This window comes from Flavobacterium fluviale, assembly GCF_003312915.1.
Classification (GTDB): Bacteria; Bacteroidota; Bacteroidia; order Flavobacteriales; family Flavobacteriaceae; genus Flavobacterium; species Flavobacterium fluviale.
Window position 1 is genome coordinate 1,409,699 of record NZ_CP030261.1, and the last position, 15,268, is coordinate 1,424,966.

18 protein-coding genes are annotated in these 15,268 nt (G+C 32.5%); 5 read left to right on the top strand and 13 right to left on the bottom strand.

Annotated features, from left to right (window positions below):
- Positions 1–67 precede the first annotated feature (67 nt).
- The gene (gene hemW / locus HYN86_RS06360; protein WP_113677283.1) at positions 68–1,216 is read right to left on the bottom strand and encodes a radical SAM family heme chaperone HemW; all 1,149 of its coding nucleotides are present in this window, start codon (positions 1,214–1,216) and stop codon (positions 68–70) included.
- A gap of 83 nt (positions 1,217–1,299) precedes the next feature.
- Entirely contained in the window at positions 1,300–1,854 is a 555-nt protein-coding gene (gene ruvC, locus HYN86_RS06365; RefSeq protein WP_113677284.1) for a crossover junction endodeoxyribonuclease RuvC, read from the bottom strand.
- A 105-nt stretch (positions 1,855–1,959) separates the two neighbouring features.
- Here ruvC and HYN86_RS06370 point away from each other — a divergent pair, with 105 nt between their 5' ends.
- Together HYN86_RS06370 and HYN86_RS06375 are read left to right on the top strand one after the other, a co-directional pair.
- Entirely contained in the window at positions 1,960–2,904 is a 945-nt protein-coding gene (locus HYN86_RS06370; RefSeq protein WP_113677285.1) for a lysylphosphatidylglycerol synthase domain-containing protein, read from the top strand.
- On the top strand, positions 2,901–4,004 hold the full coding sequence (locus tag HYN86_RS06375) for a glycosyltransferase family 2 protein (protein WP_113677286.1): 1,104 nt from the start codon (positions 2,901–2,903) through the stop codon (positions 4,002–4,004). The genes HYN86_RS06370 and HYN86_RS06375 overlap by 4 nt, the downstream gene beginning before the upstream one ends.
- Before the next feature lie 22 nt (positions 4,005–4,026).
- Here HYN86_RS06375 and HYN86_RS06380 read toward each other — a convergent pair whose 3' ends face one another.
- Entirely contained in the window at positions 4,027–4,506 is a 480-nt protein-coding gene (locus tag HYN86_RS06380) for a hypothetical protein (RefSeq protein ID WP_057115932.1), read from the bottom strand.
- A gap of 154 nt (positions 4,507–4,660) precedes the next feature.
- Here HYN86_RS06380 and HYN86_RS06385 point away from each other — a divergent pair, with 154 nt between their 5' ends.
- Positions 4,661–5,161: a DUF456 domain-containing protein gene (locus tag HYN86_RS06385; RefSeq protein WP_113677287.1), complete on the top strand. Its 501-nt coding sequence runs from the start codon at positions 4,661–4,663 to the stop codon at positions 5,159–5,161.
- 277 nt (positions 5,162–5,438) lie between these two features.
- The gene (locus tag HYN86_RS06390) at positions 5,439–6,041 is read left to right on the top strand and encodes a DUF937 domain-containing protein (protein ID WP_113677288.1); all 603 of its coding nucleotides are present in this window, start codon (positions 5,439–5,441) and stop codon (positions 6,039–6,041) included.
- 59 nt (positions 6,042–6,100) lie between these two features.
- Here HYN86_RS06390 and HYN86_RS06395 read toward each other — a convergent pair whose 3' ends face one another.
- The 6 genes from HYN86_RS06395 to HYN86_RS06430 all read right to left on the bottom strand — a co-directional run bounded on the left by HYN86_RS06395 (position 6,101) and on the right by HYN86_RS06430 (position 11,589).
- A complete protein-coding gene (locus HYN86_RS06395; protein ID WP_113677289.1) occupies positions 6,101–7,012 on the bottom strand; it encodes a pseudouridine synthase in 912 nt (303 codons plus the stop codon).
- Positions 7,013–7,337: 325 nt separating this feature from the next.
- Positions 7,338–8,294, bottom strand: coding sequence for a geranylgeranylglycerol-phosphate geranylgeranyltransferase (locus HYN86_RS06405; RefSeq protein ID WP_113677291.1), 957 nt, complete (start codon positions 8,292–8,294; stop codon positions 7,338–7,340).
- Positions 8,295–8,355: 61 nt separating this feature from the next.
- Positions 8,356–8,946 (bottom strand): DUF502 domain-containing protein, encoded by a 591-nt coding sequence (locus tag HYN86_RS06410; protein WP_113677292.1) that lies wholly within the window; start codon positions 8,944–8,946, stop codon positions 8,356–8,358.
- 63 nt (positions 8,947–9,009) lie between these two features.
- Positions 9,010–9,948 carry a mevalonate kinase family protein gene (locus HYN86_RS06415; RefSeq protein ID WP_113677293.1) on the bottom strand — a complete coding sequence of 313 codons (939 nt, stop codon included), beginning with the start codon at positions 9,946–9,948 and terminating at the stop codon, positions 9,010–9,012.
- 308 nt (positions 9,949–10,256) lie between these two features.
- Positions 10,257–10,475 carry a hypothetical protein gene (locus HYN86_RS06425; protein ID WP_113677295.1) on the bottom strand — a complete coding sequence of 73 codons (219 nt, stop codon included), beginning with the start codon at positions 10,473–10,475 and terminating at the stop codon, positions 10,257–10,259.
- Between the two features lie 31 nt (positions 10,476–10,506).
- A complete protein-coding gene (locus HYN86_RS06430; RefSeq protein WP_113677296.1) occupies positions 10,507–11,589 on the bottom strand; it encodes a diphosphomevalonate/mevalonate 3,5-bisphosphate decarboxylase family protein in 1,083 nt (360 codons plus the stop codon).
- 150 nt (positions 11,590–11,739) lie between these two features.
- On the opposite strand from HYN86_RS06430, the gene HYN86_RS06435 reads away from it, so the two are divergent.
- Positions 11,740–12,216 (top strand): TspO/MBR family protein, encoded by a 477-nt coding sequence (locus tag HYN86_RS06435; RefSeq protein WP_113677297.1) that lies wholly within the window; start codon positions 11,740–11,742, stop codon positions 12,214–12,216.
- A 43-nt stretch (positions 12,217–12,259) separates the two neighbouring features.
- On the opposite strand, the gene HYN86_RS06440 is transcribed toward HYN86_RS06435, so the two are convergent.
- From HYN86_RS06440 to HYN86_RS06455, 4 genes are all read right to left on the bottom strand, one after another.
- Positions 12,260–12,538, bottom strand: coding sequence for a hypothetical protein (locus HYN86_RS06440; protein ID WP_113677298.1), 279 nt, complete (start codon positions 12,536–12,538; stop codon positions 12,260–12,262).
- Positions 12,539–12,550: 12 nt separating this feature from the next.
- Positions 12,551–13,291: a hypothetical protein gene (locus tag HYN86_RS06445; protein ID WP_113677299.1), complete on the bottom strand. Its 741-nt coding sequence runs from the start codon at positions 13,289–13,291 to the stop codon at positions 12,551–12,553.
- 73 nt (positions 13,292–13,364) lie between these two features.
- The gene (locus HYN86_RS06450; protein WP_113679868.1) at positions 13,365–14,033 is read right to left on the bottom strand and encodes an HAD family hydrolase; all 669 of its coding nucleotides are present in this window, start codon (positions 14,031–14,033) and stop codon (positions 13,365–13,367) included.
- Positions 14,034–14,037: 4 nt separating this feature from the next.
- Positions 14,038–15,246: a BaiN/RdsA family NAD(P)/FAD-dependent oxidoreductase gene (locus HYN86_RS06455; RefSeq protein ID WP_113677300.1), complete on the bottom strand. Its 1,209-nt coding sequence runs from the start codon at positions 15,244–15,246 to the stop codon at positions 14,038–14,040.
- Between the last annotated feature and the right edge of the window lie 22 nt (positions 15,247–15,268).

Below are 15,268 nucleotides of genomic sequence, written 5' to 3' on the forward strand. Positions count from 1 at the left end.
ATGCCACGAAGGCTCAAAGGCACAAATTAATTTAAACTTTGTGGCTTAGTGTCTTTGCGGCTATTTTTTACTCTTCCAAATTTAGATAAAACAGATCACTTGCAATTCCATCCGTTAAAAATTTTCCTTTTGGAGTTGGTTTTAGAATGTTATTTTCAATTGAAAGCAAATCGTCGTTTAAGAATTTTTGAGATTGTTTCTTCAGATAATTCAAATATTCTAAACCAAATTCATTTTCAATTCTTTCTAAAGAAACGCCCCAAATCGTTCTTAAACCAGTCATAATATATTCATTATAACGATCTGAAATCGTCAGGATTTCTGTTTCGATTGGAAGTTCGTTATTTTGAATTGCTTTCAAATACAATGAATTATTCGCAATATTCCAGCCTCTTTTTTCGCCGTCATAACTATGTGCCGAAGGTCCAATTCCGATATATTTTTTGCCCAGCCAATAAGCCGAATTGTTTTTAGAGAAATAAGTCTCTTTTCCAAAATTCGATAATTCGTAATGGATAAAACCATTCTCTTGAAGCGTTTCAACCAAAATCATAAAATGATTCGAAGCTGCTTCGTCTTGCGGTTCAGCGATTTTCCCAGTCTGAATTAATTTGCTCAAAGCCGTTTTTGGTTCGACTGTCAAAGCATAACTCGAAATATGCGGAATGCCAAAACTCAAAGCGGTATCAATATTCTGTTTCCACATTTCGTCGCTCATTCCTGGGATTCCGTAAATTAGATCCAGTGAAATATTATCAAAATACTTTGTCGCTTCTTGTAAACATTTTATGGCTTCCTCCGAATTATGAGCGCGATTCATCATTTTCAAATCTTCTTCATAAAAAGATTGAATTCCAATGCTTAACCTGTTTATCGGACTTTTAGATAATTCCAAAATTCGTTCTGCCGATAAATCATCTGGATTAGCTTCCAAAGTAATCTCAGGATTATCGATGACTTTATAATTCTTATAAACTTCTGAAATTAAAAAGTTTATTTCGTCATTTGTCAAAACAGAAGGAGTTCCGCCGCCAAAATAAATGGTTTCGATTTCGTTGTCACTTCGAGCATCGAGAAGTTCATTTTTACGCATACCAATTTCTTTGGCCAAAGCCAAAACCATCTCATCTTTCTTCTTCATAGAAGTCGAAAAGTGAAAATCGCAGTAATGACAAGCTTGTTTGCAAAAAGGAATATGAATGTAGATACCGCTCATTTTTTTTAAATAGATAATGTGTCAATTTGATAATTAGATAATGAAAATTAGGTTCGAAGAAATTATCTAATAGACTAATTATCTCATTTTCTAATTTTATCTTCATTCTGTTTGACAAAAGCATCCCAACCCGAATAGCTTTTTCCTGCAACGACTTTGCCTGAATTAAAGTGATGACAAACCGCTGCTGCTAAACCATCTGTGGAATCCAGATTTTTGGGCAATTCTTTCAACCCTAAAAGCTGTTGCAGCATTTTGGCAACCTGTTCTTTGCTGGCATTTCCATTTCCGGTAATCGCCATTTTTATCTTTTTAGGTTCGTATTCTGTAATAGGAATTCCTCTTGAAAGACCAGCTGCCATTGCAACTCCTTGTGCGCGCCCCAGTTTCAACATCGATTGGACGTTTTTGCCAAAGAAAGGTGCTTCAATCGCAATTTCGTCAGGGTGATGCGTTTCAATTAATTCGATTGTTCTTTCAAAAATTATTTTTAGTTTTTGGTAATGATTGTCATATTTAGACAATTGCAATTCGTTTAACTGCAAAAATTCCATTTTTTTATTGACTACTTTAATCAATCCAAAACCCATAATTGTGGTTCCGGGGTCAATACCTAATATGATGCGTTCTTTTGTCAAGAGAGTTTTTGTTTCAAGTTTGATGTTTCAAGTTTCAAGTTTAGAAAATTGCCGCATTTTCTAATTGCCACATTTACTAATTATCAAATTGATTACTTTTGCGGCATGATTTCAATTCCTCACAAAGCTAAGCAATTCCTAGTTCTTCTAATCAAACTTTTGATTGTTGGCGGTGCATTTTATTTTATTTACAATCAGCTGGCCAACAACGACAAATTGGACTGGAATAAGTTTATTGTTTTATTTCGTAAAAATCAGTCCGTTTTAGGTATTTCGTTTATATTACTTTTGAGTGTTTTGAATCGCTATTTTGAGATTTTAAAATGGCAGAATCTCGCCAAAGTAATTCATCAAATCTCGGTTTACGAAGCGACAAAGCAGGTTTTAGCCGCTTTAACTGCCGGAATTTTTACACCAAACGGAGTGGGAGAGTACGCTGGGAAAGCTTTGTATTATCCAAAATCGGAAGCTAAAAAAGTTGTTTTTTTAAACTTGATCTGCAATGGAATTCAGATGATTTTGACCATTATTTTCGGAATCTTCGGTTTGCTGTATTTCAACGCAAAGTTTAATGTTGTTACACCCCAAACAGTCCTCATCTTGTTTGGCGGATTTCTTCTAATTCTAATTATTTTATTTTCAATCAAAAAAATAAAAGTTAAGGGATATTCAATTGAAAAATTAATTCATAAAATCAACGAAATTCCGAAGTCAATTCATCAAAGAAACATCTTTTTAGGCATTTTAAGATATTTGGTTTTTTCGCATCAATATTACTTTTTGTTTTTAGGTTTTGATGTCGATCTGCCATATTTAACCTTAATGGCAGCAATTACATCTGTATACTTTTTAGCTTCATCTTTGCCGACATTTCAGTTTCTAGATTTTGCAGTAAAGGGTAGCGTCGCTATTTATTTCTTCGGAATTCTTGGTGTTAACGAATGGATTGTAATTTTTATCAGCACTTTAATGTGGTTTTTAAATGTTGTACTGCCAGTAGTTTTAGGAAGTTACTTTGTACTGAATTTTAAAACCAAAACTGCAGAATGATCTTGGTTTTGTTCGCTATATTAACCATTTATATGCTAAACATTGGACTGCTTATTTACGGTTTTTTAAAAGTCAAAATATATCATAAAGCAAATTTAAATCCGAAGACAAGTTTTACCATAATCGTTCCGTTTCGAAATGAAGAAGAAAACCTGCCAAAGCTTTTAAATAGCTTTTCAAAACTAAATTATCCAGCAGATTTATTTGAAGTGATTTTAGTCGATGATAATTCGAAAGAGAAATTTCAAGTCTCACATTTTACATTTCGCATTTCACAAATAAATAATATTCGGGTTTCAAATTCTCCCAAAAAAGATGCGATTACAACCGCAATGCAACGCGTTAAAACCAATTGGGTAATTACAACAGATGCCGATTGCATTGTTCCTCAAAACTGGCTTTTAACTTTTGATAATTATATTCAGGAAAATAAAGTTTCGATGCTGGCGGGAGCAGTTACTTATGACTGTGAAAATTCATTTCTGCATCACTTTCAACAGCTAGATTTGACAAGTTTACAAGGTGCAACAATTGGAAGTTTTGGTTTGAACAAAGGTTTTATGTGTAACGGAGCTAATTTTGCGTACACCAAATCATTGTTTGAAAATTTAAATGGTTTTGCTGGAAATGACAAAATTGCAAGCGGAGACGATGTTTTTTTACTTCAAAAAGCTATTGAAAAATTCCCAAATGAAGTTCATTACCTAAAAGCTCAAGAAGCAATCGTTACTACAAAACCAACAGAAAACTGGAAAGCATTATTTTATCAAAGAGTGCGCTGGGCGGCCAAAACGAGTTCGTATAAAAGTAATTATGGAAAATTTTTAGGACTAATTGTTTTCTTTGGAAATTTGAGTTTGGTAATTGCTTTTTTCTTCGTGCTGTTCCAAATTTTAGATTATCCTTTTTTTGTTTTATTTGCTTTTTTAAAGTTCATGATCGATTTTGTTTTACTCTCAAAAACGAATCAATTTTTAAAGAATACAAGAATTAAAAGCCTTTTATTGAGCAGTTTATTCTATCCTTTTTTTAGTACAACTGTAGCTTTATACAGTTTATTTGGTTCTTACGAATGGAAGGACAGACGCTTTATAAAATAATTTTAGATAAAAGAAACTAAAACTATTCTTTTGCTTTCAAAATTACAGGCAGAATAAATTGTGTTTTTACTGGAATACCGCGCTTTATAGCTGGATTAACTTTTGGAAAATCAACCAGACGGGCGTGTAAAATGCTGTCAATTTTTATAGTATCATAAGCAACAGAATCTTTAGGGAACTGAGGCTCAAACTTCATGGTTGCATTTGGAAAAATTGTTACTTTTACTTCAATAGTGTCCAATTCTGGATACATAATAGATAGAGTATCCACGTTTAGTTTTTCCTCAATAAGATCAGACATTACATCAAAAAAGCATTGCTGGCGAAGTTTTTTATCGGCTATTTTTTCACAATTTGAGACAGATGGATATTCGTCTACTTCTTTCCAATTGATTGATTTTAATTCTTTTTGAAGTAATTCTTTTTCAGACGGAACCTGCTTCTCAAAATATTGACAAGAATTAAAGATGATACAGATGAAAAAAAGTGAAAACGGCCTCAAGATTGTAATGTTGAATGAATAGACAAAAATACGATTATTTTTTTTAGAGATTCCTTCAATTATGCGGAATCTTCATATTTTAAAGGTACAATTTTAAAGTTTGGATAGCAAAAAATAAAATAGTAATTTGTAAGAACAAATTTATCAAAACTATATGGATTTACTTTTAGTTGCACTAGGCTTTATATGCATGATTGTGGGTGTTTTTGGAAGCTTTCTTCCTGTTTTGCCTGGATTATCAAGCTGCTGGGTTGGTTTATTATTACTTTATCTAACCAAAGCAGTAGAAAATAATTATTGGCTTTTAGGTATTACGTTTGTTTTAATGGTGGTTATCACAATATTAGATTATGTAATTCCCTCCCGAGGAACCAAAAAGTTCGGAGGCAGTTCTTACGGAGTCTGGGGGACAAATATTGGTCTAGTCATTGGAATTTTAGCGCCAATTCCGTTTGGAGTGATAATCGGACCTTTTTTGGGTGCATTAATCGGAGAGTTATTGTATGATTCCCAAAATCATAAACGTGCTCTAAAAGCTGCTACTGGATCATTGCTCGGATTCCTTGCTTCGAGTTTTATCAACTTTATGTTTTGCATTATATATCTGGGCATATTTTTAAGTACAATATGGAAATATCGAAACATTTTATTTTAATTATATAACAATTTCGAATTTCGGCGTTGGGTTTTGATTAAAAACGTCAAATTTTTCTTAACTTTCTTTGTTTTTCATTTGAGAACGAAACGGTTGTGTTTACAGGTGTTACGAGATTTTTTATGTTAATTTCGGGTTATTATTTGCGTAAAATTTTAACTTATTTTTTGGAAATGTTAATTTATTTTATATTTTTATCACGATAAACGATAAAAAGCCTCACTTTATCGATTATTTCGATCCAGTTTAAAATAATGTTTCTTAATAAGTTAAGCGTATGACCCCAAACCTACAAATTGAACTTAGACGTTTTATTTCATCTAATGTTGTCTCCAAGTTAAACAAGTTTTATTTTGAAAATGATGCCCTGCTTATTAAGGGAATTGATGTCTCGATCGGTACAATTTTAATGGGTCTCTACAACAAAGCCGAAGAATCTGATTTTTACTCTGAAATAGTTTCAATGTTAAAAGAAGATTCAACATTTTACCAAGAAATAGATTTTAATGCAGGCAGAATTTTATCAGTTGATGACTGCTACCGTTTGGAAGGAAATGATTTTCTGAAAGAATTATTTTCAAATAAAAAAGGAAGAATTTCAGAAATGGTTTCAAACGAAGTCGGCATCAAAAGCGAAACTGCCAGAGAAATACTTAACTTTTCAGCACTGCTTGTAGTTTCCTACTTAAGAAATAATCTTCAATTATTAGAAAGTTTAAAATTACTTCTCGAAGACCAAAAAAGAGACATTTTAAACAGTATTCCTCCCGGAATCAAAATCATACTCGGTTTTTCATGCTACGAAACAGTAGAAGACAAAAATCAATCTATCGGAAGATCCATATTTACTCTATTCGGACATAATTTCTTTAGTTTCTAAAATAAAAAAATCCCATTTTCTAAGAAAACAGGATTTGTTATTATTCAAAATTTGAAAAACTATTTAGCGTTTTTCAAATTGATGATCTCTTGGTCAGTCAAAAAGCGCCAGTTTCCTCTAGGAAGATTCTTTTTGGTCAAACCAGCAAATGCAACACGATCAATTCGTAATACATTATATTCAAAAGACTCAAAAATAGAACGCACCACTTTTACATTCGAAGTACGAAGTTTAAGTCCGATTTCACTTTTTGGTTCGTTATCAATATAGCTGATTTCCTCAACAAAAACGCGGTGTCCGTCAAGAACCAAACCTTTGCTGATTTTTTCCAAATCCTCAAATTTCAAGTTTTTGTCTAAAGAAACCTGATAAATTTTAGACGATTTCTGATTCGGTAAAGTAAATTTACGAATCATGTCTGTGTCGTTTGTAAACACCAATAAACCAGTCGTGTTCTTGTCCATTCTTCCAATCGGAGCGATTTTCGAATTCGTAGAACCACGAACAAGTTCTAGAACGTTACGATATTCCTGACCTTCGTCAAGAGCTGTTGTAAAGTTTTTTGGTTTGTTTAATAAAATATATTCTTTCTTTTCAGGAGTCAAAGTAACGCCGTCAAAGTTTACTACATCATTCAGTTTAACCAAATAACCCATTTCAGTTACTGGAACTCCGTTTACCTTAACATTTCCAGACTGAATATAGATATCGGCATCACGACGCGAACAAATACCAGAATTCGAGATGTATTTGTTTAAACGAATTTCATCTGAAGCCTTTTGTCTTTTCGGAGCCTGATTTTGTTTTTTTGCTTTTTCTTCCGCAGCAGCATTAGCGGCTTTAACCTCCGGTTTTACTTTTTTCGGCCCTTGCGCACGTTTCGCCATAGGAGGTTTTGGCTTACTAGAGTTTGATCTTGAGCTGTTTGGTCTAGATCCGCCTCTTTTATTATTGCCTTCCTTGTTGTTCATAAAATCATTAATTTGTGCAAAGATAGTTTTTTCCTGCTAATAAATCTTAAGTTCAATGTTCTTAGATTAATAGCATTTTGTTTTAAGAAGAAAGGAGCATCACAATTGGCTTTTTTTCAGGCATTATTTCCCGCTTTTCGTTCCAATTTTTTATTTTTTAAAGGAAAAAATAAAAAGATTTCCACTTCAATCGGGGCTGGATTCAAACAATTGGCTTCTTTTAAATATTTTGGAATAAGTTATTGCACAAAGATTCACAAAGTTTATAAAGAGCAACCCAAAAAATCTTTGCGAATCTCTTAGCGCATCTCAGTGGAATAAAAACTTAGTAATTAGAAATCAATTCGCGCCCATGCCATAAAACGCTCGGATTGATCAAAACAATGCAGAAAACGCCCGAAACGATTAAGAATTTCAAAACATTATGAAGCATTAAAAACTGCTCTTTAGAATTTGATTTCCATAAATAAATCAAGAAAAAAAGCAAAACCCCAAAGCAGGCATAAAAGTAAATATCCATATAACCCACATCGTAAATATTGATTAAAACATAAACAGGTAAAATGGTTAAAATCGTTAAAGCAGTAATAACTTGTTTAGAGATTTTTTCGCCATACAAAACAGGAATTGTTCTATAATCTGTTACTAAATCCCCTTTCAAGTTTTCTAGATCTTTGATCATTTCTCGAATCAGCAAAAGTAAAAACAAGAAAACTGCATGTGCCGAAATCACTACAAAATGACTCATATGATTTTCAATTTCCTCAAACGAAATTTTATTGTAGAAATACAGTAATATGGCAAAAAACGGAGTAACAGCCAGCAGTGCAGACATTAAATTCCCTATTATTGGATATTTTTTTATTTTATGAGAATAAAACCAAATCATGAAAATATAACCCGAGAAGAAAAAAAATGCTCTCCAGGAAACAATAAAAGCCATTAAAACAGCAAGAAAATTCAAAGAAAAATAAACCGATAATTTAGTTTTCTGACTCACTAATCTGTCCAGCATTGATTTATTCGGACGATTAATCAAATCTTTCTGACTATCGTAAAAATTATTGATAATATAGCCCGAAGCAATCGTAATCGCTGATGCAAAAACAATTAGAAATAGATGGAAATCAAGAAGTATATCCAGTGCTCTAATTTCTGGAGCCAAAATAAAAATAGCCGATAAATACTGCGCTAAGACTATAATTGGAATATTGTAACCTCTAACTACAGAAAACAGACTAACAATTTTCATTACTAAAAGTTTGTGCTGTCTGCTTAACATATAAAATAGTTTGTAAAGGTTTAGAAAAGGGAAGTTAAAGGATATTTTTGATTATAAAAATTTACAGTTTGTTTTTTAACAATTCTTTAGAGCCATAGCCTAATTTTCTTATGCATGCCAGCGCTTCTTTTTGAGAAATCTCAATATTTTTGATGTCTTTTTTGTCAACGAAAACAACAGAACCACTCCACGGATTCGGGGCATCGGGAATAAAAACAGTAAAAGTGCTTTCGTCTATTTGTTCTATCAAGAATGCAAATTGCCAGCCGGCATCTGTAGGAACAAGAATGACTTTTAAATCTTGATTAGACTCAATTCCTATAATGTTTTCATTCATGTTTTTCATAAATGAATATCCAGGAACAAAACTTAAAACTCCATTTTCTAATTTCTGAATCAATTTTTTAGCGTTAGCGGTTCTTGCTAATAAACCCGCGGCGAAACAAATAAGAATAATTATTAGTATTCCAATGAGTTCTTGCAGAGCAATTCCTAAAACATGTACTCTCGGAAGATGGTTTACAAGTGGAAGAGTGACTTTTTGAATAATGCCATATCCTTTTTCAAGAATAACAAGCAATACAACTAAAGGTACTAAAAACAGAATTCCTCCTAAAAAAGTTGCTTTGAGTATTTTAAAAATGCTTTTCATAATAAATAACTTTTAGGATGAAAACTTATGAAAATCTACTCAAATAACTTCGCTTTTAGAAAATTAAAACTGATAAACGACTTCTAATTTATAGTCTTTTAAAGATGCCTTTGCACGTTCCAAATCTTCTGTGAAGCCAAGAATGTAACCGCCGCCACCAGAACCACAAAGTTTTAAGTAATAATCATTTGTGTCAATTCCGTGCTGCCAGATTCCATGAAACTGTTCTGGAATCATTGGTTTAAAGTGATTTAAAACAACTTTAGAAAGTTTTTTAGTATTGGTAAACAAAGACGTCATATCTCCATGCAGAAAGTTTTCTACGCAGGCATCTGTATATTTAACAAATTGGTTTTTAAGCATTGCACGGAAACCTTTATCTTTTAGGTTTTCCATGAAAATGTTAACCATAGGAGCGGTTTCGCCAACGATTCCAGAATCTAGTAAAAAGACAGCACCTTTCCCGTCAAAACTTTGAGTTGGAATGCCGGTTGCTTCAATATTATCTTTAGAATTAATTAAAATCGGGATACTTAAATAACTGTTTAACGGATCTAAACCAGAACTTTTTCCGTGGAAAAAGCTTTCCATTTGAGAGAAAACATTTTTTAAATGTAATAGTTTTTCGCGTGTTAAGTTTTCTAAAACTGTGATTTTGTCGGTAGCATATTTATCATAAATAGCGGCAACAAGCGCACCGCTGCTTCCAACGCCGTATCCCTGCGGAATACTAGAATCAAAATACATTCCGGTTTCAACATCATTTTTTAAAGACAGCAAATCGAATGTAACCAATTCAGGCTGTTCAGTCTGTAAGGCATCAAGATAAGTTGTGTAACGTCTCAAACTTGCGTTTGATGCAATTGCTTCCGCCGAAGGTTCTTCGGATTTCTTCAATGCACCATTATAAAAATTATAAGGAATAGAAAGTCCTTTAGAGTCTCGGATAATTCCGTATTCTCCAAAGAGTAATATTTTTGAGTAAAATAATGGTCCTTTCATGATTTATTTTATGTCTTTTTTTATTTTATTTGGGTTTTGTCGTGTGTCAAAAATATTGTGAATCCTGATCTCATTTGAGCCAAAACTATACAAGAAACTTGATTGTTTTGTTATGACACATTTTCGATATTTTTTATTTACTGATGATTTAGGAAAAATTTCGGGATTCATACTTATTATTGAAATTGCTTTTTGAAGTTTCAACAAAAATATTTCTTTCGATTTCTTAGACCATTTGTTTTCAATAAAATTTAAAACAGCATCTAGATTCTTTTCAGCCGTTTTGGAAATATTTACTTTAAGATTCACTACCTGTATTTTTTCATCACCTCTTCAAAACTAGTAAATTCTCCTTTTTCAAATTCTAATTCACTTTGAGCTACATCTGCTTTTTGTTCATCTGTCAACTCATTCCACCAGTCTTTTTTCTCTTTTCTTAGCAATTTTGCAACAGCCATAATGATTGAAGGATCATTAGTTTCTTTCAACATATTCATCGCTTCAAGTTTTTCTAATTGAATGTCCATAATCAAAATATTTAATTAAAGATACGGAAAATTATAATGCAATTGCACCGTTCCCAATTTTGTCGCAAATGTACTGACGATTCTGACAAAATACAACTAATTCGTCTTGAATAAATTGCAATACTTTTTCGGTAACGTTTTCGGGATAAAGGACATGCACATTTGCACCAGCATCAAGTGTAAAACATACTGGAATCTGTGTTTCATTTCTAAATTTCCAAATTGCATTTATGATTTGCAGCGTATTTGGTTTCATCAAAATAAAATAGGGCATCGATGTCATCATCATAGCGTGTAAAGTCAAAGCTTCACTTTCTACAACTTTGATAAATTCATCTAAATTACCGTTTTCAAAAATCTTGATTAATTGATCTAAATTTTCGTGCGCCTGGGCAAAACGTCTTTCGGCGTACGGATGATTGTGCATTAAATCATGGCCAACAGTACTCGAAACTTGTTTTTCGCCTTTATCAACCAATAAAATTGTATCTTGATAATTCTTGAAGTTTTCATGAATACTATATGGAAATTCAACCCCAAATAAATCAGTACTTCCGTCAATATTTGCTTGATTTCCCCAAACCACAACATTTCCCTTTACACTTCTACAGGCACTTCCGGAACCTAAACGAGCCAAAAATGAAGCTTTTTGATAAAAGTATTCATCTGTCATTTCAGGATTCAATAATTTTTCCAAACTCATAAAATTCATTGCCAGCGCAGCCATTCCTGAAGCCGAAGAAGCAATTCCAGAACTGTGAGGAAATGTATTCTGTGTATCAATTGTAAAATGATAGTCTTTTAAAAACGGCAGATACACTTCGACTCTTTCTAAAAACTTTTGAATTTTTGGTTTAAAATCTTCTTTTGGTTTTCCTTCAAAAAGTAAATCAAATGAAAAACTATTTTGATCGGCCCTTTTTTCAAAACCTAATTTTGTAATCGTTTTACAATTATTAAGTGTAAAACTTACCGAAGGATTTGCTGGAATTTGATTGTCTTTTTTCCCCCAGTATTTTACTAAGGCAATATTGCTGGGAGCGCTCCACTCAAAGTTTCCGTTTTCGATTGTTGAAGTATAAGAATTTGGTATAAAATCAGCTGCTGTAAACATGAATTATAAATTTTGGCAAAGATAGTTTTTAAATTTTTTCGCCATATAAGTTATTTAAGAAATATAAGTTAGGTTTTCTAAAATGAACTTATATTTCTAACATGGATTAAACATTTCTTTTGACTATTTTTGAATACAAAATTTAATGTAATGAATAAAATAGTTAAGATCGTAATCGCTTTAATCATTTGTTTAGCAGTAGGATATTCTGCCAGTTTGGTAACAAGACCAAGTGTAGAAAGCTGGTATCCGACTATTGAAAAACCAATTTTTAATCCGCCGAACTGGATTTTCATGCCGGTATGGACAATTCTTTACATTTTTATGGCGGTTGCTGCGGGAATAGTCTGGGATAAAATAAAAGAGCAGACAGAAGAAGTTAAAAAAGCACTTCTTTTCTTTATAATTCAACTTATTCTGAATGCAATTTGGTCGTATTTATTCTTCGGCTTAAAAAATCCGATGCTTGCTTTAGTTGAAATTGCACTTTTATGGCTTATGATTTACGAAACTTATTTAAAGTTTATCAAAATCAATAAAACGGCTGGTTATTTATTGATTCCGTATTTGGCCTGGGTTGGATTTGCAGCGGTTTTGAATGCTAGTATTTGGTGGTTGAATAAGTAAAAATTTTGTTTCAAGTTTCAGGTTTTTTTTGTTTCAGGTTAAGCTATTTTAGCTTCTTAAATTCTTCCTTTTTAGCATATAGAAAATCTAATAATTCCAAATCATTTGATTTCTCTAGTAGTGTTTTAGATTTTGGATCGTAATTGGAGAATTCTCCCCGCTCATTTGTTCTAGTACTGGTTTTAGCTGTTTTATTTATAACTTCTACTTTATCGAGAGGAGTTTTATTAGAGATTACTTTTCCGTGAAGCAATTTTTCTGTTTGAGAAATACTAAGTTGATAAGTTAAAAAAGAAATAGTAGTAGGTAGTTTTACTTTCATATAAAAATGACTTTAGTTTTTAATTCCAGAATTCAGTTTTTTAAATTCTTGATTTTTAGTAAACAAAAAGTCCAAAGTGTAAAGTAGATTTTTCTCTTTTAAAATAGTTGCAGCATGAGGATCCGCATCACAGAAATCAATGAATAATTCTTTTTCGTCAGGTTTTAATTTTAAATCGTTTGTAAAATAATCTAGAGGAACAGTCGATTCGAGTAGTTTTTTAAAGGTCAGTTCGTGTTGTTTATTCTTGCTTTTAGCTTTTGCATCTTTGCTTTTAAATAAGCTAAAAATGCTGCCTCCAATTGCCATGAAATTCATTCCGTTGGTAATTGTTCCATTGTAAACACCAGTATAAGATTGTAATCCAGGTTTAGGAATGATAGTAGAATTCTCATCTGCTGGACCAACTTTGGGAAATTTTATGTTTGTAATTACTACTTCATTTAGTTCTTCTGGTTTCAAAACCATATTCACAATGATATTATTCTGATCTATATTTTCCTGAGAAATTTTTAATCTTTTGAAGAAATAGTCTTTTGAGAAAAACAGCACACTATCTTTCACACTAACCAGAATCGAAAACTCGCCATTTTCATTTGTGGTTGTGCTGGTTTTGGCTGTTTTATTTATTACTTCCACTTTATGAAGTGGTATCTTCTGCGAAAGTACTTTTCCGTTTAATAGTTTTTCGGTTTGAGAAATACTAAGCTGGTATGTAAAAAAAGAAATTGTGGTGAGTAATTTTACTTTCATATAGTGGTATCTAGTTGAAAGTAAAATTATTAGAATTGTCTTAATGAAAACTTGCAGAATCTGTAAATTCTTGTTAATATTTAATTCCGATATTTTTACAATACTGAATTAATTGCGATGGAGTATTAATAACCAATTTGGCGCCGCTTGCTTTCAATTCTTCTTCAGTTCTGTAGCCCCAAGAAACTCCAACAGAAAACATATTTGCATTTATTGCTGTCTGCATATCAATATCAGAATCACCTACGAAAAGAATTTCTTCGGGTTTTAAATTCCATTTTTTGCTTATTTCTAGCGCTTCAAACGGATTTGGTTTTTTTAATGCTTCAGTACTTAAACCAACTGCAGCATCAAAATAATCTGGAAATATTTCTGCAGCTATTTTTTTAGTCAGCTCATCGGCTTTATTAGAGAAAACTGCTAATTTGATATTTTGAGAAGATAGATTGTCTAATAATTCTAAAATACCTTCGTACGGTTTTGTTTTAAGCGTACAAACTTTACGATATTCATTAACCATGCAGTCAAAACAAATTTCAATTTGTTCTTCGCCATTATTAGAAGCTGGTAGAGCTTTGCTAACCAAATTTCGCAAACCGCTTCCGATAAAATATTGATACGTATCGTAAGTATGAGTTGGGTAATTTAGACCTTGAAGAACTGTATTCATGGCATCTGAAATGTCTTCTAATGAGTTTACTAATGTTCCGTCTAAATCAAAAATAATTCCTTTAAATTTCATTCTATTAAATATTTTGAGCCAAAATAAACCCGCTTGTCCAGGCATTCTGAAAATTAAAACCTCCCGTAATAGCGTCGATATTTACAATTTCGCCGGCAAAATAAAGGTTTTGATGAATTTTACTTTCCATGGTTTTAAAGTTAATTTCTTTTAAATCAATGCCGCCAGCTGTTACAAATTCTTCTTTAAATGTACTTTTTCCGTTTACTTTAAATTCGGCTTTTGTGAGTTGAGAAGTTAAATTTTGCAATTGGACTTTAGATAAATCTGCCCATTTTGTTTCTATTTCAATTCCAGAAGCCAAAACCAGACTTTCCCATAAACGATTCGGAAAATCAAAAGGAGATTTTTTGGAAACGGCTTTTTTCGCGTGTTCCTGTTTTAGATCTTTTAAGGTTTTTTCGGCATCTTCAAAATCAACATCATTTAACCAGTTGACGAAAATCGTAAACTGATAATTTTTATCGTGTAAGATGCGAGCGCCCCAAGCCGAAAGTTTCAAGATTGCAGGTCCGCTCATTCCCCAATGCGTAATTAACAAAGGACCAGTAGATTCTAGTTTGGTATCTTTTACATGTACGGTAACTTGTGCTGCAACGCCGGGTAGTTCTTTAATTCGGGAATCTTTGATATTGAAAGTAAATAGGGAAGGGACGGGACTTACTACTGCATGTCCGTGCTGTTGAAGCATTTCCCATATTTTTGGGTTGCTTCCTGTTGCCATTACTAATTTTTCTGTCGCGAAATTATCGCTTTGTGTATCAATTTTCCAGTGATTTTCTTTTTTAAAGATTGACTGTACACTTTGCCCTGTCAGCACTTTTATACCTAATTTTTCAGTTGCTTTTAAAAAACAATCAATTATGGTTTGTGATGAATTAGAAACAGGAAACATTCTGCCGTCTTCTTCGATTTTTAATTCTACGCCATGTTTTTCAAACCATTCGATTGTATCTCCCGAACAAAATTGATGAAAGGGACCTCGAAGTTCTTTTTCGCCTCGCGGATAAAATTTAACCAGTTCGTTAGGTTCAAAACAAGCGTGCGTTACGTTGCATCTTCCGCCCCCGGAAACACGTACTTTAGAAAGGACTTCTTTTCCTCTTTCTAAAATGGCAATTTTAAGTTTGGGATTCTTTTCTGCAATATTAATAGCCGTAAAAAAACCTGCAGCGCCTCCGCCAACAATTATTATGTCGAAATTTTTAATCATATTTTGTTTTTTGCCACGAATT